Source organism: Streptomyces beijiangensis (assembly GCF_017315755.1).
GTDB classification, from domain to species: Bacteria; Actinomycetota; Actinomycetes; order Streptomycetales; family Streptomycetaceae; genus Streptomyces; species Streptomyces beijiangensis.
The window spans coordinates 1-26,334 of the sequence record NZ_JAFLRJ010000340.1 but is presented as its reverse complement, the minus strand read 5'-3'; the positions used below and the strand labels follow the sequence as shown (position 1 = coordinate 26,334).

At 70.0% G+C, this 26,334-nt stretch carries 26 protein-coding genes; 9 read left to right on the top strand and 17 right to left on the bottom strand.

Annotation, left to right across the window (positions count from 1 at the left end):
- The first annotated feature begins 50 nt into the window (after positions 1-50).
- The 3 genes from J0695_RS29880 to J0695_RS29870 all read left to right on the top strand — a co-directional run bounded on the left by J0695_RS29880 (position 51) and on the right by J0695_RS29870 (position 3,866).
- A complete protein-coding gene (locus J0695_RS29880; protein WP_206967252.1) occupies positions 51-1,700 on the top strand; it encodes an extracellular solute-binding protein in 1,650 nt (549 codons plus the stop codon).
- A gap of 109 nt (positions 1,701-1,809) precedes the next feature.
- On the top strand, positions 1,810-2,832 hold the full coding sequence (locus J0695_RS29875; protein ID WP_372445843.1) for a LacI family DNA-binding transcriptional regulator: 1,023 nt from the start codon (positions 1,810-1,812) through the stop codon (positions 2,830-2,832).
- Positions 2,833-2,921: 89 nt separating this feature from the next.
- On the top strand, positions 2,922-3,866 hold the full coding sequence (locus J0695_RS29870) for a fibronectin type III domain-containing protein (protein ID WP_372445844.1): 945 nt from the start codon (positions 2,922-2,924) through the stop codon (positions 3,864-3,866).
- Positions 3,867-3,884: 18 nt separating this feature from the next.
- Here J0695_RS29870 and J0695_RS29865 read toward each other — a convergent pair whose 3' ends face one another.
- The 6 genes from J0695_RS29865 to J0695_RS29840 form a co-directional block, all read right to left on the bottom strand.
- Entirely contained in the window at positions 3,885-4,571 is a 687-nt protein-coding gene (locus J0695_RS29865; RefSeq protein WP_206967246.1) for a GntR family transcriptional regulator, read from the bottom strand.
- Positions 4,572-4,635: 64 nt separating this feature from the next.
- A complete protein-coding gene (locus J0695_RS29860; RefSeq protein WP_206967244.1) occupies positions 4,636-5,637 on the bottom strand; it encodes a proline racemase family protein in 1,002 nt (333 codons plus the stop codon).
- 48 nt (positions 5,638-5,685) lie between these two features.
- Positions 5,686-6,585, bottom strand: a complete 900-nt coding sequence (locus J0695_RS29855) for a dihydrodipicolinate synthase family protein (protein WP_206967242.1) — start codon at positions 6,583-6,585, stop codon at positions 5,686-5,688.
- A gap of 19 nt (positions 6,586-6,604) precedes the next feature.
- The gene (locus J0695_RS29850) at positions 6,605-8,017 is read right to left on the bottom strand and encodes an FAD/NAD(P)-dependent oxidoreductase (RefSeq protein ID WP_206967240.1); all 1,413 of its coding nucleotides are present in this window, start codon (positions 8,015-8,017) and stop codon (positions 6,605-6,607) included.
- On the bottom strand, positions 8,004-8,315 hold the full coding sequence (locus J0695_RS29845; RefSeq protein WP_206967238.1) for a (2Fe-2S)-binding protein: 312 nt from the start codon (positions 8,313-8,315) through the stop codon (positions 8,004-8,006). Before J0695_RS29845 ends, J0695_RS29850 begins: the two co-directional genes overlap by 14 nt.
- The gene (locus J0695_RS29840; protein ID WP_206967236.1) at positions 8,312-9,478 is read right to left on the bottom strand and encodes an NAD(P)/FAD-dependent oxidoreductase; all 1,167 of its coding nucleotides are present in this window, start codon (positions 9,476-9,478) and stop codon (positions 8,312-8,314) included. The genes J0695_RS29845 and J0695_RS29840 overlap by 4 nt, the downstream gene beginning before the upstream one ends.
- 86 nt (positions 9,479-9,564) lie before the next feature.
- On the opposite strand from J0695_RS29840, the gene J0695_RS29835 reads away from it, so the two are divergent.
- Positions 9,565-10,989 carry an aminopeptidase P family protein gene (locus tag J0695_RS29835; RefSeq protein WP_206967234.1) on the top strand — a complete coding sequence of 475 codons (1,425 nt, stop codon included), beginning with the start codon at positions 9,565-9,567 and terminating at the stop codon, positions 10,987-10,989.
- A gap of 300 nt (positions 10,990-11,289) precedes the next feature.
- Here the strand turns inward: J0695_RS29835 and J0695_RS45765 are convergent, their stop codons facing one another.
- Entirely contained in the window at positions 11,290-11,556 is a 267-nt protein-coding gene (locus tag J0695_RS45765; RefSeq protein WP_372445842.1) for a hypothetical protein, read from the bottom strand.
- A 146-nt stretch (positions 11,557-11,702) separates the two neighbouring features.
- Here J0695_RS45765 and J0695_RS45760 point away from each other — a divergent pair, with 146 nt between their 5' ends.
- The 4 genes from J0695_RS45760 to J0695_RS29810 are packed head-to-tail and all read left to right on the top strand — an operon-like array spanning position 11,703 to position 14,670.
- A complete protein-coding gene (locus J0695_RS45760; RefSeq protein ID WP_372445841.1) occupies positions 11,703-12,035 on the top strand; it encodes a 1-deoxy-D-xylulose-5-phosphate synthase N-terminal domain-containing protein in 333 nt (110 codons plus the stop codon).
- Between the two features lie 3 nt (positions 12,036-12,038).
- Positions 12,039-13,049 (top strand): terpene synthase family protein, encoded by a 1,011-nt coding sequence (locus J0695_RS29820; RefSeq protein ID WP_242553371.1) that lies wholly within the window; start codon positions 12,039-12,041, stop codon positions 13,047-13,049.
- A gap of 19 nt (positions 13,050-13,068) precedes the next feature.
- Complete coding sequence (locus J0695_RS29815) at positions 13,069-14,427, top strand: cytochrome P450 (protein WP_206967231.1); 1,359 nt, start codon at positions 13,069-13,071, stop codon at positions 14,425-14,427.
- 57 nt (positions 14,428-14,484) lie between these two features.
- Positions 14,485-14,670 (top strand): hypothetical protein, encoded by a 186-nt coding sequence (locus J0695_RS29810; RefSeq protein ID WP_206967229.1) that lies wholly within the window; start codon positions 14,485-14,487, stop codon positions 14,668-14,670.
- Here J0695_RS29810 and J0695_RS29805 read toward each other — a convergent pair.
- From J0695_RS29805 to J0695_RS29780, 6 genes are all read right to left on the bottom strand, one after another.
- Complete coding sequence (locus J0695_RS29805) at positions 14,664-16,151, bottom strand: cytochrome P450 (RefSeq protein WP_206967227.1); 1,488 nt, start codon at positions 16,149-16,151, stop codon at positions 14,664-14,666. The two genes, J0695_RS29810 and J0695_RS29805, sit on opposite strands and share 7 nt — an antisense overlap.
- Before the next feature lie 52 nt (positions 16,152-16,203).
- Positions 16,204-16,818 carry a GTP-binding protein gene (locus J0695_RS29800; protein WP_206967226.1) on the bottom strand — a complete coding sequence of 205 codons (615 nt, stop codon included), beginning with the start codon at positions 16,816-16,818 and terminating at the stop codon, positions 16,204-16,206.
- Entirely contained in the window at positions 16,799-17,185 is a 387-nt protein-coding gene (locus J0695_RS29795; protein ID WP_206967224.1) for a DUF742 domain-containing protein, read from the bottom strand. Before J0695_RS29795 ends, J0695_RS29800 begins: the two co-directional genes overlap by 20 nt.
- Positions 17,182-17,589: a roadblock/LC7 domain-containing protein gene (locus tag J0695_RS29790; protein ID WP_206967222.1), complete on the bottom strand. Its 408-nt coding sequence runs from the start codon at positions 17,587-17,589 to the stop codon at positions 17,182-17,184. The genes J0695_RS29795 and J0695_RS29790 overlap by 4 nt, the downstream gene beginning before the upstream one ends.
- A complete protein-coding gene (locus J0695_RS29785) occupies positions 17,586-19,199 on the bottom strand; it encodes a sensor histidine kinase (RefSeq protein ID WP_206967220.1) in 1,614 nt (537 codons plus the stop codon). The genes J0695_RS29790 and J0695_RS29785 overlap by 4 nt, the downstream gene beginning before the upstream one ends.
- 261 nt (positions 19,200-19,460) lie before the next feature.
- Positions 19,461-22,091: an ATP-binding protein gene (locus tag J0695_RS29780; protein WP_206967218.1), complete on the bottom strand. Its 2,631-nt coding sequence runs from the start codon at positions 22,089-22,091 to the stop codon at positions 19,461-19,463.
- A 96-nt stretch (positions 22,092-22,187) separates the two neighbouring features.
- On the opposite strand from J0695_RS29780, the gene J0695_RS29775 reads away from it, so the two are divergent.
- A complete protein-coding gene (locus J0695_RS29775) occupies positions 22,188-22,958 on the top strand; it encodes a DUF2127 domain-containing protein (RefSeq protein WP_206967216.1) in 771 nt (256 codons plus the stop codon).
- Here J0695_RS29775 and J0695_RS29770 read toward each other — a convergent pair.
- From J0695_RS29770 to J0695_RS29755, 4 genes are all read right to left on the bottom strand, one after another.
- Positions 22,948-23,568, bottom strand: a complete 621-nt coding sequence (locus J0695_RS29770) for a histidine phosphatase family protein (RefSeq protein WP_206967214.1) — start codon at positions 23,566-23,568, stop codon at positions 22,948-22,950. The genes J0695_RS29775 and J0695_RS29770 overlap by 11 nt on opposite strands.
- Before the next feature lie 74 nt (positions 23,569-23,642).
- Positions 23,643-24,419 carry an amino acid ABC transporter ATP-binding protein gene (locus J0695_RS29765; protein ID WP_206967212.1) on the bottom strand — a complete coding sequence of 259 codons (777 nt, stop codon included), beginning with the start codon at positions 24,417-24,419 and terminating at the stop codon, positions 23,643-23,645.
- Positions 24,416-25,282 carry an amino acid ABC transporter permease gene (locus J0695_RS29760; protein ID WP_206967209.1) on the bottom strand — a complete coding sequence of 289 codons (867 nt, stop codon included), beginning with the start codon at positions 25,280-25,282 and terminating at the stop codon, positions 24,416-24,418. Before J0695_RS29760 ends, J0695_RS29765 begins: the two co-directional genes overlap by 4 nt.
- On the bottom strand, positions 25,279-26,154 hold the full coding sequence (locus J0695_RS29755) for an ABC transporter substrate-binding protein (RefSeq protein WP_242553370.1): 876 nt from the start codon (positions 26,152-26,154) through the stop codon (positions 25,279-25,281). Before J0695_RS29755 ends, J0695_RS29760 begins: the two co-directional genes overlap by 4 nt.
- Positions 26,155-26,334 lie beyond the last annotated feature (180 nt).

Here is a 26,334-nt window from a genome sequence, read left to right as displayed (position 1 = left end):
CCCCGCACCGAAACCCCAGCCCCAGAGCCGACTCGAAGGGTCCCCTCGCCATGTCCTCTTCCTCCCTCTCGCGCCGCACCCTGCTGCGCTCCATCGCGGCGGGCGGCGCCGCGATAGCCGCCCCCTCCGTACTGACCGCCTGCTCCACCTCCTCCAAGGAACGCCAGGTCAGCAACGCCGGTACGAAGCTGGCCCCTTGGCCCGCGTACGTCGCCGCTCCCGTGCCCGTCCCCGACCTCGCGCCGTCGGCCACCGGCGTGCAGGCCGGGTACACGCGCTACCCCGACAAGCTCGTCAAGGCGGTGGCCGAAAAGCCCGGCAAGGGCGAGAAGATCAAGGTCATCACGATCACGTACGGCACCCCGCCCAAGCCCGCCTCGCAGAACAAGTTCTGGGCGGCGATGAACGAAGCCCTGGGCGTGGACATCGAGTTCACCGTCGTACCCGACGCGGACTTCGACGCCAAGATGGCGACCGTCATCGCGGGCGGCGACCTGCCCGACATCATCAACGTCGGCGGCGGCCATGTGCTGCCCAGCAAGGAGCAGTTCGTACGGGCACGCTGCGCGGACCTGACCGAGTTCCTTTCGGGCGACGCGATCAAGGAGTACCCCAACCTCGCCAACATCCCCACCTACTCCTGGCAGGGCCTGGGCCGCATCGCGGGCCGCCTCTACGGCGTGCCCATCGAGCGCCCGAAGCCGAGCGAGGCAATCTTCATAAACCGCACGGCCTTCGACGCGCACGGCTACAAGCCGGGGATGTCGGCGGAGGACTTCGCGGCCGTGGTGAAGGAGGCCTCGTCGGCGAAGAAGTTCGCGCTGGGCTCCTCCATGTCGACCATCTACGGGCACAAGACGCACGCCCTGTGGCACGGCGCCCCCAACGACTGGGAGATCCGAGACGGCAAGGCCACCGACATGTGGGGCACCGAGGAGTTCAAGGCGACGCTGGAGTACCTGGTCGCCCGTAACAACGACAAGGTGTTCTACCCGGACGCCTCGTCGACCTCCACCGTCGACATCAAGACCCTCTTCTACAACGGCACCCTGCTGTCCATGTCGGACGGCTTCGCGGGCTCGCTGCTCCCGGCGCAGCAGGGCATCAAGGGTGCGTACGAACTCGACGTCCTCGCCCCGTACACCGTGAGCGGCGCGACCACCAACTACCAGCAGAACACCGGCTACTTCGGCGGCACGTACTTCAAGAAGGCGTCGAAGGACCGCATCAAGCTGCTGCTGCGGGTCCTGGACTGGCTGGCCTCGCCGTTCGGCTCCGAGGAGTACCAGCTGATGCACTACGGCGTCGAGGGCACCCACTTCACGCGGGACGCGACGGGCAACCCCATCCTCACCTCGCTCGGCCTGCTCGAGAACGCGATCAACGTGCCGTTCAAGTACCTCTGCGACGCCCCCACCGTGCTCTTCGTGCCCGGCGACCCCGAACTCACCAAGCGGGTGCACGCCTGGGAACAGAAGGTGATGCCGATGATGAAGCCCAACGACAGTGCGGGCCTGGTCTCGGAGACCCTCAGCAAGCACAACGCGACCCTCGGCCAGCTCCTCAAGGACGGCACCACCGGCATCATCTCGGGCCGCAGCAAGCTCTCCGACTGGGACTCCGTCTACAAGAAGTGGCGCGACCAGGGCGGGGCCAAGGCCGCGGACGAACTGGTGAAGGAGTTCGAGTCGGCCCACTGACCAGCGGGTAGGGCAAGATGGTCCCGGGCGGCAGCCATGAGCGCGGCCGCCCGGGGCGGCAGACGGAATCAAGGGAGCAGTGGTGGGGGAACGGGTCACCATCCGTGATGTGGCAGCGCGTGCCGGGGTCTCGGTGGCGACCGCCTCCCGGGTCCTGTCCGGCTCCCACGCGACCTCCGCCGGCGCCCGCACCAAGGTGCTCCGTGCGGTCAAGGACCTCGACTACGTCATCAACCCGCACGCCCGTGCGCTGGCCGGGACCGGACGCAAGACGGTCGCCGTCCTCATCTCCCAGGTGACCAGCCCGTTCTACGCGAAGGTCGCCCAGGGCGTCGAGGAGGAGAGCGCCAAGCGCGGCCGGCTCTGCCTGGTCTGCACGACCGGCGGCGACCCGGCCCGCGAACTCGCCGTCGTACAGATGATGCGCGAGCAGGCGGCCGAGGCCGTGGTGCTGGTCGGCGGGGTCGCCGAGGACGAGGACTACCGGGCGCGGATGGCGCAGTACGCGCAGGCGCTCGCGGCCGCGGGGTCGCGTCTGGTGCTCTGCGGGCGGCCGGCGCCCGCGCCCGATGTGCCCGCGATCGTCGTCGAGTACGACAACGAGGCGGGCGCGCACGCCATCACCAGCCATCTGCTGGGCGCGGGGCACCGCGAGATCGTGCTGCTCGGGTACGAACCGGGGCACACCACGGGCGAAGCGCGCGTCGCCGGGTATCTCAAGGCCCTCGCCGACCACGGGCTCCCGCCGTCGGCGGCCCGGCTGCACGGCACCCACTTCAGCCGCATCGCCGGGTACGAGGTCATGCGCGGGCTCCTCGACGCGTGCGACGGGCGGCCCGACTTCACCGCGGTCGTCGCGGGCGACGACGAGAGCGCCGCCGCCGCGATGCGCGCCCTCCAGGAACGCGGCCTGCGGGTGCCCGAGGACATCTCCGTCGTGGGCTACAACGACGACCCGGTGGCCGCCGATGTCACCCCCCGGCTGACCACGGTCCACATCCCCGCCGAGGAGCTGGGGCGCACCGCGGTCCGGCTGGCGCTGGACGGGCCGCCGGCCACCGGTCCCGAACGGCACGTCCTGGGCACGCACATCGTGATCCGCGAGAGCGTCAGGCCGCTCCGCCGCATCTGACGCGTACACGCCCCCTTGCTGACGGCCGCGCTCTGTGCCATACATGGTCCAGACCATTCCCGTCGGACGGAGGCTTGCGCGTGCGCCGCATCCCGATCCTTGCCGCCGCAGCACTCGGCCTGCTGCTCACCGCCTGCTCCGGACCGCAGCCGGACACCCAGGCCCCGCCCGCGCCGGGCGGGGTCACCGTGCAGGCCAGTAGCGCGACTTCGGCCCATGTGATGTGGGGTCAGGCGGCGAAGGGCGACGGCGTCACCCGCTACGAGGTGTACCGGACGGGCGTGAAGGTGAAGACCGTCCCGGCCACGACGACCATGGTCGACATCGGCGGGCTCACGGCGTCGAGCGCGTACACCTTCACCGTGCGCGCCCTGGACGCGGCGGACAACGTATCGCCGCCCAGCGGTCCTGCCCCGGTGGCGCTGCCCGCGCAGGTCCCGGACGACCACAAGTCACCGACCGCGCCCGGGAGTCTGCGGGCACAGGCCGACGGCGCCCGGGCCGCGACGCTGGTCTGGGGCGGCTCGCGGGACAACGTGCGGGTGACCTCGTACGACATCTATCAAGGCCAGTCGAAGATCCATACCGTCGGCGGGAACGCCACCGCGGCGCATCTCACCGGACTGCGTCCTGCCACCGTCTACACCTTCACCGTCAGGGCCAGGGACGGCGCGGACAACGCCTCGTCGCCCAGCCCGTCGGCCGATCTCACCACCGCGTCCGCACCCGGGCAGGGGCCGAGCACCGAACCCACCGCGTTCACGGCGAAGGCCCGCACGACGAAGGGCGAGCGGGCCGTCGAGCTGGCGTGGACGGTGCCGCGTACGGGCGGCGAGGTGACGGAGTATCAGATGTACTTGGACGGGCGGCTCACCACGACCATCGCATGGGGCGCGGCCGCGCCGCAGGACCGGGCGACGTACCGCTTCGTCGTACAGGAGAAGCCCGGCACCAGCTACGCCGTGAAGATCCGCGCGAAGCTTCCTGACGGCGACTGGGGGACCTTCTCGGCGGAGCGGTCTGTCACGCCCTGAGGACGGCGCTCGCCCTGCCTACTGGGCCCAGAGGCTGCGGACATGGCCGATGTGGCGGGTGATGACGCTGCGTACGGCTTCGGTGTCACGGGCGAGCAGCGCGTCGAGCAGCTCGATGTGCTCCTGGCCCGAGGCCTCCAGCTGACCGCGCTCGACCAGTTCGGTGAGGCCGAACAGCCGGGCCCGCTTGCGGAGATCACCGACCACCTCGACGAGGTGCTCATTGCCGGCGAGAGCCAGCAGGCCGAGGTGGAATCGGGTGTCGGCCTCCACGTAGGCGATCAGGTCACCGGCCGCGGCCGCGGTGACGATCGCCTCGGCGACCGGGCGCAGGGCCTCCAGGGCGACCGGGTCGGCCGTCTCCACCAGACCGACGGTGACCGGGATCTCGATCAGCCGGCGGATGTCGGTGTACTCGTCGAGCTGTTTCTCCGAGACGGCGGTGACCCGGAACCCCTTGTTGGGGACGGTGTCGACCAGACCTTCCTTGGCGAGGTCCAGCATCGCTTCCCTCACCGGCGTCGCGGAGACGCCGAAGCGGGCGGCGAGGGTGGGCGCCGAGTAGACCTCGCCGGGCAGCAGCTCGCCCGCGATCAGCGCGGCCCGCAGGGCGTCGGCGACCCGCTCGCGGTAGCTCTCCCGCTTGCCGCCCAGGACGGGCAGGACGGGCCCTGCGGACGGGGCGCCGTTGCGGGTCGCGGCCATCGGTCGGTCCTCCTCGGTGCGATGTCTCGATGCAATATCACGTACCACCTGCCATTATGCGGCCTCAGAGCTGGAACCCGGCAGGGAACGGGTCTTCCGGGTCCAGCAGGTACTGAGCCGTGCCGGTCACCCAGGCGCGGCCGGTGATGGTCGGCACCACGGCGGGCACGCCCGCGACCTCGGTGGTCTCGACGAGACGGCCGGTGAACTCGGTGCCGATGAAGGACTGGTTGCGGAAGTCCTGGTTCAGGGGGAGTTCACCGCGTGCGTGCAGCTGCGCCATGCGCGCGGAGGTCCCCGTACCGCAGGGTGAGCGGTCGAACCAGCCGGGATGGATGGCCATGGCGTGCCGGGAGAGCTCGGCGTCGGAGCCCGGCGCGGCGAGATAGACGTGATGGACGCCGTTGATGGTCGGGTTCTCCGGATGCACCGGCGGGCCACCGGCGTTGATGGCATCCATCAGCGAGAGCCCGGCGGCGAGGATGTCGTCCTTGCGCTCGCGCTCGAAAGGCAGCCCGAACTCTTCGAGCGGCAGGATCGCGTAGAAGTTGCCGCCGAAGGCGAGGTCGTACGTCACCGTCCGCCCGTCGGCCAGGGTGGCCTTCTGGTCGAGGGCCACCGCGAACGACGGGACATTGCGGATGGTGACGGACTTCGCCGCGCCGTCCTCGACGGCGACCTCGGCGATGACGAGGCCGGCCGGGGTGTCCAGGCGGATGGTGGTGACCGGCTCGACGACCGGGACCATGCCGGTCTCGACCAGGACGGTGGCGACGCCGATGGTGCCGTGGCCGCACATCGGCAGATAGCCGGACACCTCGATGTACACGACGCCGTAGTCGCAGTCGGGCCGGGTCGGCGGCTGGAGGATCGCCCCGCTCATCGCGGAGTGGCCGCGCGGTTCGTTCATCAGGAAGTTGCGGATGTCGTCGCGGTTCTCGCGGAACCACAGACGGCGTTCGTCCATGGTGGCGCCGGGGATCACACCGATGCCACCGGTGATCACACGGGTGGGCATGCCCTCGGTGTGCGAGTCCACGGCGTGCAGGACGAGCTTGCTGCGCATCGGTGTCCAACTCCCTCTGGAATAGCGGCGGGTGGGATGGCGTACGTACTACGCGAGACCCTCGGCGACGGCCTTCTCGGTGGCCGCGCGGATCGCCTGCTCCTGCTCCGGGAGCAGCGGGACGCGCGGCGGACGGACCGGGCCGCCGTGCCGGCCGACGATGTCCATGGAGAGCTTGATCGCCTGGACGAACTCGACCTTGGAGTCCCAGCGGTGCAGTGCGTGCAGCTGACGGTAGAGCGGGACGGCGGTGGCGAGGTCACCGGCGATCGCGGCCTTGTACAGCTCTACGGTCGACTTGGGCAGGGCGTTCGGATAGCCGGAGACCCAGCCCTTGGCGCCGGCGATGGCGAGTTCGAGGAGTACGTCGTCCGCGCCGACCAACACATCGAGTTCCGGGGCGAGTTCAGCGATCTCATAGATGCGGCGGACGTCGCCGGAGAACTCCTTCACGGCGCGGATGTGACCTGCCTCGTGGAGCCTGGCGAGGAGCGCGGGGGTCAGGTCGACCTTGGTGTCGTGCGGGTTGTTGTACGCGACGATGTCTATGCCCGCCTTCGCGACCTCGGCGTAGTGGGCGAGGACGGAGCGCTCGTCGGCCTTGTACGCGTTCGGCGGGAGCAGCATCACGGCCGCGCAGCCCGCGTCGCGCGCCTGCTCGGCCCAGCGGCGGGCCTCGGCGGATCCATAGGCGGCGACACCGGGCATCACGCGCTCCCCGCCGATGGCGGCCACGGCGGTCTCGACGACCTTGGTGCGCTCGTCGTCGGTGAGGACCTGGTACTCGCCGAGCGAGCCGTTGGGGACCACGCCGTCGCAGCCGTTCTCCACCAGCCAGGTGCAGTGTGCGGCGAAAGCGTCGAAGTCGACGCTCAGGTCGGCGTCGAGAGGCAGGGCGGTGGCGACGAGCACGCCACGCCAGGGGAAGGTCTTCTCGGTGGTGGTCATCCGCGTTCCCATTTCATCGTCAGTGGTGTCGATTCGGCTCTGTGTCTGCGGGCCCGGCCAGTACGCCGAGGGGTACGGGGCGGGCGAAGGGCCGCCGTGCGGTGTCCGCGGGGCAGCCCGCGACACCCGCGACCCCGGGGGCGCAGATCCGCCCCTGGCACCAGCCCATTCCGGCGCGGGTCAGGAGTTTGACCGTACGCAGATCGCCCGCGCCGAGTCCCTCGACGGCCTCGCGGATCTCACCGGCGGTCACCTCCTCGCAGCGGCAGAGGACGGTCTCGTCGGTGACGGACTCGGGCCAGTGCGCGGGCGGTGCGTACACGGTGTCGATCGCGGCGAAGAAGGCGCGCAACCGGGAGCGGGTCTTCGCGGCGGCCGACCAGCCGCGCGGGTCCGGGTCGGTCCCCTGCAACTGTGCCGCGACGGAGTGTCCGGCGATCTCGCCCTCGGCCAGGGAGAGCACCGCTCCCCCGATGCCGGTGGCTTCACCGGCCGCCCAGATGCCGGGCACATCGGTGCGCTGCTCGGCGTCGACGGCGACGCGGACTCCGTCGAGGGCGCAGCCGAGCGTCTCGGCGAGGTCGGTGTGCGGCAGCATGCCGTGGCCGACGGCGAGGGTGTCGCAGGCGATGCGCCGCCCCGTGCCCGGTCTGATGCGCCCTTCGGCGTCGAGCGCGGCGACGGTGACGGCTTCGAGGCGGGCGGTGCCGTGGGCCCGCACCACGGTGTGGCGCATCCGTACGGGCACTCCGTGGCGGGCGAGTGCCGCCCCGTACTGCGCGCCCTCGGCGAGCTTGGCCGGATTGCGCGCCAGCGTGGAGGCGTGCCGTACAAGGGACTTGGGGTCGGCGGACTCGATGTACGCGGCGATCGTGGCACCGGCGGCGGCGAGTCCGGCGGCGACCGGCATGAGGAGCGGCCCGGTCCCGGCGACGACCACGGTACGGCCGGGCAGTACGAGCCCGCCCTTGAGCATGGCCTGCGCACCGCCCGCGGTGACGACCCCGGGCAGCGTCCAGCCGGGGAACGGCAGCACCTTCTCGTACCCGCCGGTGGCGAGCACGACCGCGTCGGCGGTGACCGTGTCAGGATCGGTCTGCTCGGGTCCGACGAGCGCGTGCACGGTGAAGGCTGTCTCCAGCCTTTCCACGAACCAGACATGATGGTCGGTCAGGTGACGGATGCGGTCCGCCGCGATGTGCGCCTGCAGCCGGGCGTTCAGCGATTCCCACGTCCCCCACGCATGGTGCAGCGCCTGCGGGCGCCGCGCGCCGAGGCCCGCCGCCGGGCGGCGGTAGAACTGGCCTCCCGCCTGCGGGGCGGAGTCCACGATCGTCACCCGTACCCCCGCGTCCGCCGCCGCCAGCGCGGCCGCGATCCCCGCCGGGCCCGCCCCGATCACGACGAGGGTGTGCTGCTCAGTTCCGCCCATCGTGGCCGGTCCCTTCCTGCGTCGTGATGACGTCGCCCGGTTCGGCGGGGACGAGGCAAGCCCGTTGGTTGGGGCGGCCGTTGATCGTCACCAGGCAGTCGAAGCAGACGCCGATGCCGCAGAAGACCCCGCGCGGCTCGCCGGTTCTCCTGGTCGTACGCCAGGAGGTGATGCCCGCGGACCAGAGTGCGGCCGCGGCGGTCTGGCCGGGCAGCACCGGGATCTCGCGGCCGTCGAAGGTGACGGTGTACGCGGGGCCGGGTTCGGCGCGTACGAGGTCGAGAGGAGTACGCCTCACCTCGGTACCTCCTCTGCGGGGAATCGGTCGGGACGGAACGGGGCGAGGTCGAGGTCCGGGGTTGTTCCGGTCAGCGACTGGGCGATCAACTGCCCTGTACCCAGGCTGAGTCCGATGCCCGCACCCTCGTGGCCGCAGGCGTGGTACAGCCCCGGCAGCCGGGCATCGGGCCCGATCACCGGGAGGTGGTCGGGCAGATACGGGCGGAAGCCCAGATAGCTGCGGATCGCCCGCGCCCTGCCCAGTACGGGGAAGAGCGCGGTGGCCTGCGCCGCCAGGATGCGGGCCGCGGGCAGCGAGAACGTACGGTCGAAGCCGACGCGCTCGCGGGTCGCGCCGATCAGCACAGGGCCTGCCGCGGTGGACTCGACGACCGCCGAACTCTGCAGCGCTGCCGAGTCACTGGCGACGTTGGCCACATAGTCGGCGTCGTACACCTTGTGGCGCACCGTCCCGGCGGGCAGCGGCTCGGTGACCAGGACGAAGCCGCGGCGCGGCAGCACCGGGAGATGGACCCCTGCGAGAGCGGCGAACTCGCCGCCCCAGGTGCCCGTGGCGTTGACTACGGCCGGGGCGTGGATGTCACCGCCGTCGGTCCGCACGCCCGTCAGCCTGCCGTCGGCGCCGCGCAGCACGCCGGTGACCGCCCGGCCCGTACGGAGGTCGGCTCCGGAGCGGCGGATGAGATGGGCGGCAGCGAGGGTGGGCATCACCTGGCAGTCCTGCGGGTAGTACATGCCGCCGCCGAGACCGTCCGCGAGGTGCGGTTCCAGTCCATGCAGTGCGTCGGCGGCGACCGGCACGGCCTCGACGCCCTCGGCGCGCTGTCCGGCCGCGAAGGTCTCCAGTGCGTGCAGGCCGTCCGGATCGGAGACGACCATCAGGCCGCCCTTGGGCTCGAACTCGATCGCTTCGCCGAGACCGGGTTCGGCCGCGACGTCCTGCCACAGCCGGCCCGAGTACAGGGCGAGGGAGAGTTCGGGGCCGGGTTCCTTGTCGGAGACCAGCAGATTGCCCTCGCCCGCGCCGGTGGTGCCGCCGGCGACCGGGCCACGGTCGACGACGATCACACGCAGGCCCGACCGGGCCGCGTAGAGGGCACAGGCCGCGCCCACCATTCCCGCCCCGACGACCACAACATCGCAGGTCAGTCGATTGCTCACGCCAGTACTATGTCACATGTTTCTTTCTGGGAGAAGGATCCGTAGGCTGGATTCCACGCCCGTCGATCAGCCAGGAAGGTGCCCCCATGGCCCGCAAGAACAGCCTCTACCCCTCTGTACCCGACGAGCTCGCCGCACTGATGCGCAAGGACTGGGCCGACACCGAGCTGCACGGCATCGGCCCAGTCGAGCAGGCCCCGTACGCGGCCGCCCGCCGCGCCGCGCTCTCCGCGCGCTTCCCCGGCGAGCGCCTGCTGATCCCGGCCGGCCGGCTCAAGGTCCGCTCCAACGACAGCGACTACCCCTTCCGCCCGTACAGCGGCTATGTCCATCTCACCGGCGACCAGGGTGTCGACGGCCTCCTCGTCCTGGAGCCCACCACCGACGGCGGCCACGACGCCCACTGCTTCCAGCTGCCCCGCTCCTCCCGCGAGGACGGTTCGTTCTGGCTCGGCGCCGCCGAAGCCGAGCTCTGGGTCGGCCGCCGCTACTCGCTCACCGAGCAGGAGGCGCGCCTGGGCATGCCCGCGCACGATGTGCGCGAGGCGGCGGCCGAGCTTGCCGCGCTCCCCGAGGCGCCCACCCGTATCGTCCGCGGCCACGACTCCCGGCTGGAGGCCGCGGTCACCACGGACGCGGAGCGCGACGCCGAGCTGGAGGAGGCCCTCTCCGAGCTCCGGCTGGTCAAGGACGCGTGGGAGATCGGCGAGATGCGCAAGGCGTGCGACGCGACGACCAAGGGATTCACCGATGTCGTCAAGGAGCTGGCGCACGCCGTGGCCACTTCTGAGCGCTGGCTCGAAGGCACCTTCTTCCGCCGCGCGCGCGTCGAGGGCAACGACGTCGGCTACGGCTCGATCTGTGCGGCCGGCGAGCACGCCACGATCATGCACTGGGTACGCAACGACGGCCAGGTCCGCCCCGGCGAACTCCTGCTGCTCGACGCGGGCGTGGAGACCAGGACTCTCTACACCGCCGACGTCACCCGCACCCTCCCGGTCTCCGGCACCTTCACGCCGCTCCAGCGCAAGATCTACGACGCGGTGTACGACTCCCAGCAGGCCGGCATCGACGCGGTGCGCCCCGGCGCGGACTACCGGGACTTCCACGAGGCGTCCCAGCGGCTGCTGGCCGAGCGTCTCGTCGAGTGGGGCATCCTCGAAGGCCCGGCCGAGCGCGTGTACGAACTGAGTCTGCAGCGCCGCTTCACCATGGCGGGCACCGGTCACATGCTCGGCCTGGACGTCCACGACTGCGCCCAGGCCCGTAACGAGACCTACGTGGACACCGCCCTGGCCCCGGGCATGGTCCTCACCGTCGAGCCCGGACTGTACTTCCAGGCCGACGACCTCTCCGTCCCCGCGGAGTACCGGGGCATCGGCGTCCGGATCGAGGACGACATCCTGGTGACCGAGGACGGCAACGAGAACCTGTCGGGCGCGCTGCCGCGCAGGTCCGAGGAGGTCGAGGCGTGGATGGCGGGCCTGCTGGGCACGCCCATCACCCCCTGATCCGCAGTCCGGACGGCGCCGACACCCAACCGTTCCGTCGGCGCCGACGGAGAGCACCAGCGCCGAGGAAGCCGTCGCCGTCGGCGTCCCCGAACTCGCTCATCCAGGTCAGCGCGGACTCGGCGTGCGGCAGGATCTCTTCCACCTGCTCGGGGGCGAGGCCCCAGCGCCAGGAGTCGTGGAGCAGGGTGATCCAGTGGGGGTGGCGTCGACGGTTCCGAAGTAGCGGGGCGGCAGAGCGAGTCCGTCGCCGAACTCCTGGGCTCCACGCCGGACTTCGTGGAGGATCTGGCCGGGCTGCTACTCGCAGTCGCGGTCGATGGCCGCGCCCTGGCGGCGGGCCAGCGTACGCAGGGTCCCGGCCGCGAGCTCCGTACCGAGTGGTAGCAGCATCCGCGCCGCCCAGAGCGAATCACCGCCGAAGAGAGTCAGGAACCAGGGTGCTCCGGCGGCCAGGAACTGATCGTCGGGCTGCTCGGGGTGGGTGAGCCGCAGCCGGCCGAGGGTCAGCAGGCCGAGATGGAAGCGGGTGTCGGCCTCCACGTAGGCGATCAGATCGCCAGCCACCCGCAGCACAGTCACAGCAAGTTGGCCGCCCTGTCTATTCTTGCCACCCCTTGTGCAGATCCGCCGCCCACTTGAGATCACAACCACGCTATGTTGTACCGATTTTGGCGATTCCACCCCCCAGGCCCCCTTGTTCGAACGAATACATGAGCGGTGTACTAGTTGTACGCGGCGATTGCCAGCCACCAACAACCGGTGCAGCGCACCGGGTTGGTGATGGCCCCGCCCCGCCCCAGACCCCGGCGAGAGGAACGTGCCCGATGAGCACTCCGACACGTGACCGCCTCGGCGGCACGGCTCCGACCCTGCATCGGGTCCCCTCCTCTCCCCGGGACTCGCTGGTCGTCGACGCCAGGCACCAGACGTACGCACACCAGCAGCTCACCTGCCGCCACAGGGATTCCACATGCCTGCGTCAGGCCGACTCACTGCCCGGACACCCCTCGCGCAGCGTCGGACAGCAACGACACGAGAGGTAAAAGATGATGGCGATCAACATCCCGGAGCGGGCCACACTTCCGCACTTCGAAATGCCGTTTCCCAGCATGGGGTGCAACGCACGCATGAGCGAGGCAGCCGTAGCGATGTGGCAGTGGACGGACCGTTTCGGCCTGTGCCCGACACCAGAGATCCACGAACAGGTCCGCCAGGCCCGGCCCGAGCTCTGGGCGTCCCTCATCTATCCCGCAGCAGAGCTGGCCGACCTTACGCTCTTCTGCGAATGGACCGTCTGGTCCTTCGTTGTCGACGACATGTTCGACGACGGCCCGCAGGGGCGCGACCCGGCCCGGTGCGAGGAGGTCATCGTCCGGCTGATCGCAGTGATCGACGGGAAGACAGCCCCGGCCGGGCCACTGGAGTATGCACTCTCCGACTTGTGGCAGCGAATCTGCTCGAACCGCTCGGCCGGGTGGACCAAGGTGTTCCGCCGGGACACCTCGGGGTGGCTGTGGACCTACTACACGGAAGCTGCCGACCGAGCCTCCGGCCATGTGCCGGAAGTCGAGGATTTCATGCACCACCGACGCGATGCCATCGCCATGCGGGGATTCCTGGACCTGTACGAGATACCGGCCCGGATCGACCTTCCGGAGGCGGTGAGGAACCTTTCCGGATTCATCGCCCTGCGGAACGCGGCGACCGACCATATCGCCCTCTACAACGACATCTGCTCGACGCAGAAAGAACAAGAGGTCGGCTATTACCACAACTCCGTCTGCCTGATCCAGCATCATCGCGGATGCTCGCTGCAGGAAGCTTTCGAAGTGGCGAACGACATGCTCGCTGTGTATATCGAACGCATCCAGAAAGCCGAGCGACAGCTGACCTCCCAACTGAAATCCATCGGGGCCGGCAGCAACGTCCTGGCGAATGTCGACCAGTGCGTCCACGACTATCGCATGCTCGTCCGCGGAGACTTCGACTACCACCTCCGTGCAGAGCGGTACCAGACGTCGCGGCACGATGCCCTCCCCTCGCACAGCCGCGCCTGACCAGGCAGGAGGAACCACCATGCTCGGACACGCGCCTTCGGCCGCCCAGCTCACCTCCGGCATTGCACCCGGGGCACATCCCGCCATCGGTCACGGATGGCAGTTGTGGAGGCAGCCCCTGGAATTCCTCGAGTCGCTCTCCGCGATCGGCGACCTGGTCGAAATAAGGCTGGGACCGCAACCGGCCTTCGTACCGTGCCATCCCGAGATTGTCTGGCGCATCCTGACCAATGACAGCGTCTACGACAAAGGAGGGCCGGTCATGGACCGGCTCCGCGATTTCGTGGGCAACGGTCTGGGAACCTCGACCCACCAGGACCATCGGCGGCAACGCCGCCTCATCCAGCCCGCCTTCCATCCGGCGCTCATCGAAAGTTATGCCGCCGTCATGGAAGATGAGATTTCCACGCTGACCAGGGACTGGAAAGACGGCCAGGAAATCGACGTATTTCCCCAGCTGTACGGATTCGCCCTGCGGACCGTGACACGGACCCTGTTCTCCACCACCGTCGACGCGGAAACCATCGAAGTGGTCCGCCGCTCGTTCGACACCGTGTTCAACGGCAGTTTCCTGCGGATGCTCACCCCGCCCACCCTGCGCAGGATTCCGACCCCGGCGAACCGCCGCTTCCAGACCGCCGTCAAGAATCTTCTCGGCACCGTCGATCGCATGATCGAGGGGCACCGGAAGGAGGCGACAGACTCCGGCGGCATCCTGCCCATCCTCCTCGGCTCCGGTTCCGGGCCGGACGGCCAGGAGATGAGCAATGCGGAAATCCGCGATCACCTCATCACCATGCTGCTGGGAGGAGGGGACACCACCGCTGCCGCCCTCGCTTGGGCACTTCACCTGCTGTCCACGCATCCCGAAGCCGAACGCCGGCTCCAGGAGGAGGTCGACCAGGTCCTCGGCGGGCGACCTGCCGAGTGGAAGGACCTGCCACAACTGACCTTCACCAGCCGCGTACTCACAGAAACGCTGCGCCTGTACCCGCCCGGCTGGCTGCTGACCCGCACCACGACCCAAGAGGTCGAACTGGCCGGGCGGCACCTGCCCCCCGGAACCGCCATCCTGTTCAGCCCTGTCACCGTTCAGCGGCGCCCCGACCTCTTCCCGGACCCCCACGCATTCGATCCGGACAGATGGCTACCCGAATATGCATCCGGCCTTCCGCGCGGAGCCTTCGTCGCCTTCGGCGGAGGAGCACGCAAGTGCATCGGCGACACCTACGGCATGGCCGAGACCGTGCTCGCCCTGGCCACGATCGCGTCCCGGTGGAGCCTGTCTCCCGTCTCCGGAGTCCAGATCCGCCCCTCCCGGCTGTCGGTCAGCCTTCATCCGGAACATCTGCCACTGCGGCTGCACGCCCGCAGGTAGGTCGGCAATATCGCGGGGACGGTCCTCGGCGCGGGCACCGCCTTCGGGCTCGGCCGAGTGCTGGGGCAGGACGCGGTGCGGCCGCTGCTCAGGGGCCGGTGGCTGAAGGCGGCCGACGGGCAGCTGGACGCCGAGGACGGCTGGTGGAAGCGGATCCCGGCCTCTGCCGATCCGGGCCCGCTTCCGCTGCCCACCGTCTCCTGGCGGTGGGACCAGCTCTCCGACCGCGCTCAGCCTCAGTAGCCGCGCCACCACCTGGACACCGACTGCCACAGCCGCTTCGGCGCCGACGGCCTGCGCTGGGCCGGGATGTAGGCGACAGGCTGCTGTTGCGGCGGCGCCTGGAAGGGCGCGGGCTGCTGCGGCACCGGGGCGGATCCGGTCCCCGTCTTCGGTTCGCTCATGGTGACCTCCCACTCCGGCTGCGGCCGCCGGGAGGCCGCAGGGTCGGGAGGCCTGGTGACGTCCTGCTGCGGCTGCGGCTGGAACTTCACGGGGAGCTCCATCAGGTGCCGGGACATCAGGGCGCTGTTCCAGCGCAACTCATGCTCTTCCACGGCCAGTTCGATGTCGGGAAGCCGCATCAGCAGTGCGTCGACGCCGACTTCGGCGATGGCGCGTCCGACGTCCTGCCCGGGGCATTCGTGCGCGCCGCCGCTGAACGCCATATGGGCGCGGTTGCCCATCATCGAGGCGTGCGGGTCGGGGCGTACGACCGGGTCGACGTTGGCCGGTGCGATACCGACGAGCAGCGCGTCACCAGCCTTGATCTGCTGTCCGCCCAGTTCGGTGTCGCAGACCGCCCAGCGGCCGAGGATCGTGGTGAACGGCGGCTCGTCCCACAGGGTCTGCTCCACCGCCTCGGGGACTGTCATATGACCGCCGCTGAGCTGGGCGCGGAAGCGCGGGTCGGTGAGGACCATGCGCAGCACATTCGCGATGAGGTTGGCGGTCGTCTCGTACGAGGCGATGAGCGTCAGCCGTAGGTGCTGGCCCACCTCGTCGTCGGTCATTCCGGCGGGGTGCTGGATGAGCCGGGTGGCGAAGTCGTTCTCCGGGGCGGCGCGGCGCGCGGCGACCAGGCGCATCAGGGCGGCCATCACATAGGCGTTGGAGGCGATCGCGGTCTCGGTGCCCTTGATCATGTCGCGGGCGGCCTGCACCAGACGCTCGCTGTACTCCTCCGGCATGCCCAGGATCTGGCACATCACCATCATCGGCAGATGCTCGGCGAACCGGCCGACGAGGTCGGCAAGGCCCCCCTCGCAAAAGTCGTTGACGAGCCGGTTGCTGTAGCGGTTGATGAAGCGGCGGGTGCCCCGGGTGTCGATCCGGTCGATGGCCTCGGTGACGGCGCTGCGGGTGCGCTCGTGCTCGGCACCGTCGGCGAAGACGCACATGGGCTGCCAGGTGAAGACCGGGGTGAGCGGGTTGTCAGGGGCGATCGAACCGTCATGCAGGCGGGCCCAGCGACGGGAGTCGCGGGAGAAGAGCGAGGGGGTGCGGGTCATGTAGAGGTTCTCGGTGTGGCCGAGCACCAGCCAGGCGGGGACATCGCCGTGGATCAGAACGGGGGCCACGGGACCGTGTTCGGCGCGCAGCTTCTCGTACACACCCATCGGGTCGTTCTCGGCCTCGGCCCCGTACAGCCTGCGCAGTCCGCCGGCGCCCAGCCCGTGCGCGGGGCACTCCGGCGGTGGTTCTTGATCGAAGGGGGTAGTCACGGTCGCTCCAATTCGGGTGTACGAAAGGCGAGTTGAAGGGGTTTCGGTGGGATCAGGCCCGCTGCACGGCCAGGGAGTGCAGATAGCGCATCAGCGCCATGAGGGTGTCGCGGCTTGATTCGCGCCGCCGGGCGTCGCAGTCGATTATCGGGACAGCGGTGGGCAGGTCCAGCGCGGTCCGCAGGCTCTCCAGCGGATGACGGGGCGCATCGGGGAAGGTGTTGACAGCGACGACGAACGGCACCCCACGCTCCTCGAGACGGCCGATCACGTCGAAGCTGACTTCGAGGCGGCGGGTGTCGACCAGGACGACAGCGCCGAGCGCGCCTTCGAAGAGGCCGTTCCAGAGGAACCAGAAGCGCTCCTGGCCCGGTGTGCCGAAAAGATAGAGCACCAACTGCTCGCTGATGCTGATGCGACCGAAGTCCATCGCCACGGTAGTGGCGGTCTTGTTGTCCACCCCGCGGTTGTCGTCCACGCCGACACCCGCCTGGGTCATGGTCTCCTCGGTGGTCAGCGGACGGATCTCGCTGACCGAGCGCACCATGGTCGTCTTGCCCACCCCGAAGCCGCCCACGATCACGATTTTGACCGCGGCGGTGGCCGTGTCCGGGAGCACGTCCTCCTTCCGGGGGCCCGGGATCGTGTCAGAGCTTCTGGAGTCCATGCATCACCGCTTCGAGAAGGGCCCGGTCGGGGAGCGCGGCGCGGACCATGGGCGCGCGCGACTCGACCAGTTCGGCCGCGAGGAGTTCGGTCAGCAGCGCGGTCACCACGCTGAACGGCAGGCTCAGATAGGCGGAGACTTCGGCCACCGACAGAGGCGACTTGCAGAGCCTGACGATCGCAACCTGTTCGGGCTGGACGGTCGGTGCGGGTTCGGCTCGGGCGACGACGATGGTGACCAGGTCGAGCGCGGCCCGGTCGCCGCCGTCCGGCCCGCCGGTGATCACATACAGCCGTTCCGGGTCCTGTTTGGCCTTCTCCGGCTGCCTGCGTTTTCGGCGCTGTTGTCCGGGGTCTGCGTCGCTCATCCGGCCTTCCCGTCATGGCGCGGCGGTGCCGCCAGATGCGCCCCGATCCGTACGACCATGTCGCGCATCGCGGCTCCGACCAGCCCCGCGTCCACGTGCTCGTCGGTGAGGACCGCGAGGTAGGAGCCGGTGGACACGGCCATCAAGTAGAAATAGCCGCCGGTGATTTCGATGACGACCAGTCTCATCCGGCCGTCGCTGTCGGGGATCTCGGTGGCAACCGCGGCGGCCAGGGACTGCAGTCCGGCGCAGGCGGCGGCGAGCCGGTCGGCCGCGTCCGGGTCGCCGCCGTGCCGGGCGATGCGCAGACCGTCCGCAGAGAGGACCACGATCTGGTGGACGCCCGGAACGTTGTCGGCGAGATCCTTGAGCATCCAGTCCATATTGCCCAGTTGCTGAATCACTTCAGGTCCCCCTCTGACGGATCCTGCGGCACACCGTTGACTGCCTTGGTAAAGGCATCGAGCCAGATGCCGGGACCCGGCTCGTCCTCGGCCTTCTTCTCGTCGTGCTGGTCGTACTGGTCGTGGCCCTGGGGTTGTTCCGGTGCGTATTCCGGTGCGTATTCCGGTGTGTACGGCTGCGGGATGAACGGCTCGGTCGACGTCGGCGGAACCTCGGCGGGCAGCGGAGTGCGCAGTCGGCTGTGGCGCTGCGGGAGTCCGTTCGGGGTCCACTCGGTCACCACCGGTACGTCGTCCTCCATCGACATCGAGGCGGGCAGCCTGACGGGTGCGGGCACCGTGGGCCGCTTCTGTCCGGCCGGCCTTCGCGGCTTCTTTCGCCCGTGGTTACGGCCTTCGAGCGGGTCGGGTCCAGGGGCGGCGGAGGCAATGGCTGTGGCGCCGATGCCGTGGGCGATGCCGGGTGCGGGACCCGAGGTGATGACCTCGCGCGGAACGATGAGCACCGCGCGCACACCGCCGTACGCGGACTGCCTCAGTGCGATCTTGAAGTTGTACTTCGCGCAGAGCCGGCCGACCACGGCGAGACCGAGGCGGGGCGAGTCGCTGAGGTCGTTGAGACCGCCGCCCTCCTCGGCCCTGATGATCATGCCCTCGGCGCGCCTGCGGGTCTCCTCGCTGAGCGAGACTCCGCCGTCCTCGATCTCGATGGCGATGCCCGTCTGCACCTCGACGGCGGTGACATGGACGCGGGTCTGCGGCGGCGAGTACCGGGTGGCGTTGTCGAGGAGTTCGGCGAGGGCGTGGATCAGCGGCTCGACGGTCGGGCCGACGATCGCGACCTTGGCGATGGAGTGCAGATCTACGCGCGGGTACTCCAGGATCCGGGACATCGCACCGCGCAGCACACTGAACAGCGGTACGGGGTTGGGCCACTGCCGGCCGGGGCGGGCGCCGCCGAGCACCGAGATGGAGTCGGCGAGGCGGCCGATCAGCGCGTTGCCGTGGTCGATGCGGAGCAGGTCGTCGAAGACCTCGGGCTGACGCCCGTGCTCGTCCTCCATGTCCCGGAGCTCCGTGGCCTGCTGGCGCACGATGGACTGGACACGGCGGGCGATGCCGACGAAGGCGTGCTGGGAGCCTTCGCGCTGGGCCTCTTCGTCGTCGACGATCCTCAGCAAAGCGCGCAGGATCTCGCGCTGGGCAGGCGGGAGGTCCCGGTACGCATCGCTGTTGTCGACCAGGGCGCGGATGACCTCTTCGGGTGACTCGCCCTGCTTCAGCCGGTGGACCGCGGCGGGCATGAGCTCCTTGGCGAGCCGTACGGTCTCGGCGTCGTGCGCGGCGAGCCTGTGCTCCAGGAAGGCGAGCCGCTGTCCGTAACTGTGGTGCAACGACCGCGCGGCGCCGGCGCGTCGGACGATCTCGGCGACCAGTCCGGCGACCACGACGGTGGCCGCGGCTCCGGCCCACACAAGCGGTATCCGGGCGGGCGCGGTCACCGCGGCCACGCCGGCCGCTGTCGCCGCGGACGTCAGGACGACGGAGAGCAGAAGCGCACGAACTAGGGGAAGTGTCCTGTCGGCTGGAGGCGCCTCAACGCGAACCATGTGATCCCTCTGGCAGTTGACGGGGGAGGTAATCGAACTATCAAGACATGTGGGAACAAGTGCATGAATACACGCCAACCCATGTCGTAGTGAGCGAGCGTAGCCCGATGAGATCAGCGTCGAGGCATATTCACGCAACGTCGGACACGGGACGCCCAAGAGGAATAGACTCTCCCCTTTTTGCACACTGAGCTTCGGCATGCACACCAGGAGTCACCGAACATATGTACCCAACTCCCCGTCAGGAGGGGCGAATCGACGTCAGTTCAAGGCGAGACGGGCCTGGTCCGCCAGACCGTCGGCGCCACAGGCCTCGGCGAGCGTGAGACCGCGGGTCAGTTCCGCCGTGGACTTGGCGGCGATCCCGTACTCGACGCGGGCCAGGGCGTGTTCGTACGCGCACGGAGAGGCTTCCAGGTACGCGACGGCCCCGGCGAGCAGCTCCACCGCCCGCGGCCCGCTCTCCAGCGCCGCGGCGCACCGCAGCGCCTCGCCGATCGCCGTGTCCGTGCCGAAGCGCTCGGCACGGTCGCGCGCATAGGCCGCCAACTCGGCGGCCCGGAGGGGGTCTTCGTCGGCCAGAGCCCTGGCCAGGTCGCAGGCCCAGGGCGCCAGGATGCCGTTGTGGCGCCCGCGCTCCCTCAACGCCTCGCCCACCGCCTCCAGTTCGGCCACGGCCTCCTTCGTGCGCCCCTGGGCGAGCAGCAGCCGGCCGCGCACCGAGGGCGCATCGGGGATGACGATCGTGGAGGGGTAGGGCGGGACGAATCCATAACGGTCGGCCGCCTCCTGGGCCTCTTCGACATGGCCGCGGGCGAGCAGGATGTCGATGAGCATGCAGGCCGCGTCCCAGTTCATGGGCAGGCCGTTGCCGACGCGTTCGGCGAGTCGCAGGCTCTCGCGCACATACGTCTCGGCCTCCACGAGCCGGCCGCGGCGGCGCATGACATAGCCGACGAAACAGTTGGCGAAGGAGAGGTGGCCACCGCTCCAGCCGCTGATCTCGTACGAGCGCAGCGCCTCCGCGAACAGGCTCTCCGCCCGGTCGAGCCGGTCGGCGAAGGCATAGCTGAGCCCGAGCATGGCCAGCGGCTCGAACCCCCAGGCGGGGTCGGTCCAGCCGAGTCCGGGCGCGAGGCGCCCGTTGACCAGGGCGCGGTCACAGATCTGGACGATCTCGACGGCACTCTCGCCGCGGTTCGTCGCGTCCCAGGCGCGCAGCATCAGCAGCACCCGCTCGGCGGTGTCGCGGCCGCTCAGCGGATCGGCCATCGCGGCCAGCCGGCGCGAGCGGCCCGGCCCGTCGTCCTCGACGGCCTGGACGCCCTCCCAGAGGAAGTGCGCGGTCTGCAGTCTTGTCCGGGCGGGCCCACCCGCGGTGCGTTCCGCCTCGGCGGCCACCACGCGTGCCGCTTCCCGCATCTCGTTGTTGTGCGCCAGCGCCTGGGAGAGCCGGAAGACGGCGTCCACGCGCAGATCGCCCTCGATGCCCGGCAGGGCGAGCGCGTCCTGCAGGTAACCGACGGTGGTGGCGGGTGACGTCAGGAGTGTGGCGCAGCCCAGTTCGTACAGGACCACCGCCCGTACGTCGGTCAGCGGCGGCTCCTCCAGGGCGCGCTCCAAACAGCGGCGCGCGGCGTCCGGGGCGCCGACGGAAAGATGTTCGGCTGCTGCTGCACGCAACTGCTCGACCAACTCCGGGTCCTGGTCGGGGTGCACCTGGAGCAGATGCGGGGCGGCGGCTGCCGCGGGGCGTCCGGCCCGGCTGACCGCCCAGGCGGCCCGACCGTGCATGGCAGTCCTCACCCCTGCGGGGATGGCGCGGTAGACACCACCGGCGATCACAGGATGGACGAACTCCATCGGATCCTGGCCAACCAGGATCCGGGCAGCCCGCAGCCGCTGGGCGCAGGCACCCGCCTCGGCCGGACCCATCCCGGCCAGGGACGCCGCCAGGTCCAGCGAGATGTCGGTGCCCAGGATCGCCGCGGCCCACGCGAACCGCGTTGCCCCGGTGCCCAGTTCCTCCAGGCGGGCAACCAGCCCGGAGCCGCGCGCCCCCGCGCCGAGTGCGCGCAGGGCGCTCGCGGAGTCCTCGACCGGTTCCAGTGAATCGTCCTGCACCTTGGCGATGAGCTCGACGGTCTCGTACGGATTGCCGCCGGTGACCGCCCACACCTCACGGCAGAACGGGTCGTCGCTGTGGTCGCCGAGCGCCGCACGGGCGAGTGCGGCGGTGGCGTCGGGGGAGAAGACCCGCAGGGTCCTGCCGTTGTCGGCGACCGCTCCGAGCGTGCGCAGATGCTCGGCGGTCTCACCGACCGCTTCCTCGGTGCGGTGCGCGACGACCACCAGGACCGGGAGCCCGTCGCGCCGCCCGGCGAAAGCGGCGAGCCAGGCGAGGGTCTCCAGGTCTGCCCAGTGCGCGTCGTCGACGATCAGGACCAGCGGGCGGTGCAGTCCCGCCAGCTTCACGACCACCGCGTCCAGGCCGTCCCTGACACCCTGCGGGTCGGCCAGCTGCCCGCTGGGCGGTGCGACGCCGAGCGCGGGTCCCACGATCTCGAACCAGTCGCCGAGCAACTCCTTTACATCGCACGGCGCGTGTTCGTTCAGCGCGGGCTGCAGCAGTTGCCGTACGACATGGAAGGGGACGGAGGTGACGGCCTCGCCGCCGCGCGCCGACCAGACCGTGCAGCGCCCGGCCGCCGTACGGCGCAACTCGTTGAGCAGCGCCGTCTTGCCGAGACCCGCCTCACCGCTGTAGATCAGCAGCCCGCCGGACGGCTCCGCCGCGCACAGCGCGTCGACGGCCCGCGCGCCCGCGGCGAGTTCCGCTTCCCGCTCCAGCAGCGGGATGGCGTCCAGGTCCTCCGGCCGGGTCACCGTCATCTCTGCGCTGCCTTCCCCAAGGTGTACGGACTTACGAGCGTAGCCCGCAGGCCCCTCCCTGCGGGAAGGTCTGCACGTATCCGCTACCTTCCGTCCATGCACATCGACTGGGACCGCCGCGCCTGCGCACGCAAGGGGCATGTCACCTACGCACCGCAGGAGCCGGAGCTGCGGGACCGGCTGCGCGCCGAGACCGGTCTCGGCGAGGCCTGGCGCTGTCTGCGCTGCGGGGACTTCGCCCTCGGCGACCCGCACGGCTCGGGACCCGCCGACGACGCCCCGCTGGTGCCGAGGGGCAAGGTCCTGCGCGACCTCTTCATCCTGCGCTTCCTGGCCCTGGAACGGGCGGTGCGCGGGGTGTTCATCGTGCTGGTCGCGGCCGCGGTGTGGAAGTTCTCCAACAGCCAGGACTCCGTACGCCGGTTCTTCGACCAGAACCTCGACGTCTTCCGCCCCGTCTTCCGGCACTTCCACTACGACCTCGACCACTCCCCCGTGGTCGGCACCATCCAGAAGACCTTCGGCTACAAGCACTCCACGTTGCTCCTGGTCGCCACCCTGCTGCTGGTGTACGCCCTGATCGAGCTCGTCGAGGCCGTCGGGCTGTGGCGCGCCAGGCGCTGGGCGGAGTATCTGACCGTCGTCGCCACGGCCGCGTTCCTCCCGCTGGAGATCTACGAACTCACCGAGAAGGTCAGCTGGCTGAAGATCGGCACGCTGAGTCTCAACATCCTCGCCGTGCTCTACATCCTGCTCGCCAAGCGGCTGTTCGGACTGCGCGGCGGCCACTCCGCCTTCGAGGCGGAGCGCCACAGCGCGTCCCTCATCGAAGTCGAGGAGACCGCGGGAGTTCCCGTCACGCAGTGACGGCGGGGGTCTCGTTCCAGGCGGCGACCACCGGACGGCCGTGCTCGGTGCCGATCCTGCTCACCGAGCCGGTGTCCAGCCGGAAGAGGGAGCCGCCGGACGGCGGCAGCCCCAGCCTGCGGGCGGTGAGCACACGCAGGAAGTGCGCGTGCGCGACCAGCACCACGTCTCCGCCGTCCCCGTCGAGGTCGGCGTCGCGCAGTGCGGCGTCGACCGTCTTGAGCACCCGGTCGGCGCGCTCGCCGACCTGCTGCGGGGTTTCGCCGGGGTGCTCGGGCGGGCCCTCGGCGACGCCCTGGGTCCAGAGGTCCCAGTCGGGCCGCTCGCGGTGGATCTCCAGCGTGGTGATGCCCTCGTACGCCCCGTAGTCCCACTCGTGCAGATCGGCGTCGATGAACGACGGGCTCAGCCCGGCCAGCTCTGCGGTGCGCCTGGCCCGCCCGAGGGGGCTGGTCAGAGTGAGCGCGATCCGCCGCTCGGCGAGCAGCGGGGCGACCGCGCGCGCCTGCCCCTCGCCCACCGTCGTCAGCGGCAGATCCGTCCAGCTGGTGTGTTTCATCGTCCGGCTCCAGCTCGTCTCGCCGTGCCGTACGAGAATCAGCTCACCCATGGCCGCGCCTGCCCTCTTTGCCGCTGTTGATGTTGTACCTCTCGGTCAGCGTGCCACGGCGGCCGGGCATTCCCTCAGAGGCGTCCCGCCTCGGTGATGCGGCTCAGGAAGCGCCGGGTGCGCTCATGGCGCGGATCGCCGAAGACATCGGCCGGAGTCCCGCGTTCCAGCACCACACCACCGTCGAGGAAGCAGATCTGGTCGGCGACATCGCGGGCGAAGCCCATCTCGTGTGTGGCGAGGATCATGGTCATCCCCTCCTCCTTGAGATCGCGTACGACACCGAGCACCTCCCCCACCAGCTCCGGGTCGAGCGCCGCGGTGATCTCGTCGAGGAGCAGCAGCCGGGGCCGTACCGCCAGCGCGCGCACGATCGCGGCGCGCTGCTGCTGCCCGCCGCTGAGCCGGTCCGGATAGTCACCGGCCTTCCCGCCGAGCCCCAGCCGTTCCAGCAGTTCGCGCGCCCGCGCCTCGGCCTCCTTCTTCGCCACGCCGTGGACGCGGCGGGGCGCGAGGGTGATGTTGTCGAGCACGGACATGTGCGGGAAGAGGTTGTACGCCTGGAAGACAACGCCGATCCTGCGGCGGACGGCGTCCGCGTCGGTGCGCGGGTCGGTGATCTCCTCCCCGTCCAGGAAGATCGCCCCGTCGTCGATGTCCTCCAGGAGGTTCGCGCAGCGCAGCAGTGTCGACTTGCCCGACCCCGAGGTCCCGATGAGGGCGGTCACGGTGTGCGGGGCGACGTCGAGGCTGACATCGCGCAGGACGAGGGTGTCGCGGCCGAAGGTCTTGCGTACGGAATCCAGCCGCAGGACCGGCGTCGCCCCGGGAGCCGTCTCGGTGATCGTCATACCGTGCCTCCCTGGGCGCGCTCGCGGTCCATGCGTGCGGTGACCCAGTCCGTGAAGCGGGTCATGGGGATCGTCAGCGCGACGAAGACGAGCCCGGCGACCACGTACGGGGTGAAGTTGAAGTCCTTGCCGACGATGATCTGGGCCGCGTAGACGGCGTCGATCGCACCGCCGATCGAGACGAGGCCGGTGTCCTTCTGCAGCGACACCAGGTCGTTGAGGAGCGGCGGCACGACGCGCCGGACGGCCTGCGGCAGGATGACGTAGCGCAGCGCCTGCCCGCTGGAGAGGCCGAGCGAGCGGGCCGCCGCGCGCTGCGAGGGGTGGACGGTCTCGATGCCGGCGCGGAAGACCTCGGCGACGTACGCGGAGTACGTGAGCACGAGCGCGGCGCCGCCGAGGATCACCGGGTCGGTGGTGACACCGCTCAGCCGGAGCGCGGGGACGCCGAAGATCACCACCAGCAGGTTGATGATCAGGGGCAGCCCGCGGAAGAAGTCGGTGTACGCGGCCGCCAGCGCGCGCACCGGGAAGAAGACCGGGCCGCGCAGGGTGCGGGCGACGGCGATGAGCAGCCCGAAGACCAGGACGAGCGCACCGCAGACGACCAGGAGGCGGAGGTTGAGCCAGAGCCCCTGCATGACGTCGGGGAACGCCTTGCGGGCGTACTCCGCACTGAAGAAGGTCTCACGGGTGCGCTGCCATCCCGGCGAATTGACGACGCCGAGGAAGAGCGCCGCGCCCACCACGAGCGTGGAGGTGGCGGCGATCGCCGTGGCGCGGCGGGTGCGGGCGCGCCGGTAGCGCTCGCGCTCGATCCGCCGCGCCGACGGTACGTACAACTCCTGCTTGTCGAGCGTCACTTGAGCACCGGTGCGTCGACGGCCTCGGAGAGCCACTGCTTGTCGAGTGCGGCCAGGGTGCCGTCCTTGCGCAGGGCGTCGACCGCACCGCTGACGCAGGAGGTGAGCCTGGATCCCTTGTCGAGGACGAGACCGAACTGCTCTGTCTTGCCGGTCGTGTTCTCGAACTGTCCGACGATCTTCGCGTCCGTCACCTCGGCGGAGGTGATGTAGAAGGCGGTGGGGAGGTCGACGACGATGGCGTCGACCTGCCCGTTCTTCAGGGCGGACTTGGCGAAGTCGTTCTTCTGGAAGACGGCGGGCTGCTGGCTGGGCTTGATGGTGTCGTTGATGAGGTCGAGGCTGGTGGTGCCCACCTGGGCGCCGAGCTTGGCGTTCTTGAGGTCGGCGACGCTCTTGGCGTCGTACGCCTTGGAGCCCTTGACCGCGATGATCGCCTGCCGGACGTCGTAGTACCCGGAGGAGAAGTCGACGGCCTTCTTGCGGGTATCGCTGATCGAGATCTGGTTGAGGTCGAAGTCGAACTTCTTGACGCCGGGCGAGAAGGCGTTGTTGAAGGGGACGGTCCGCCAGACGACGTCGGACGCGCCGTAGCCGAGCTGCTTGGCGACGGCGTACGCGACGGCGGACTCGAAGCCCTTGCCGTTGGCGGGCTTGTCGTCCTGGAACCAGGGGGCATAGGCGGGCTTGTCCGTACCGACGGTCAGCTTGCCGGCTGTCTGGGTCGCCAACGTGCCGGGCGCACAGGCCGTCTTGGTGCCGGGGGACGACGCGGTGACCGACGCGCCGTCGCTCTGCGGGGCGCAGCCGGCGGCGGTTGCGACGGCGAGGACGGCGGTGGCGGTGCAGGTGGCGAGGCGTATCAGGCGCATGGCGGGAGAGTGGCAGGGGCCGGGGCCATCTGTCGAGGTCGCCCAGGAAAGGGTCCGCATAGTGGGAAGTTGATTGCGGGCCCGTGACAATCATGTGGCGGGGTGGGCTTGTGGTGAACGCTGCGCCGCCCGTACGCGACCTTCGGCCGCGTGTCCGGGGGTCCGGGGGCAGAGCCCCCG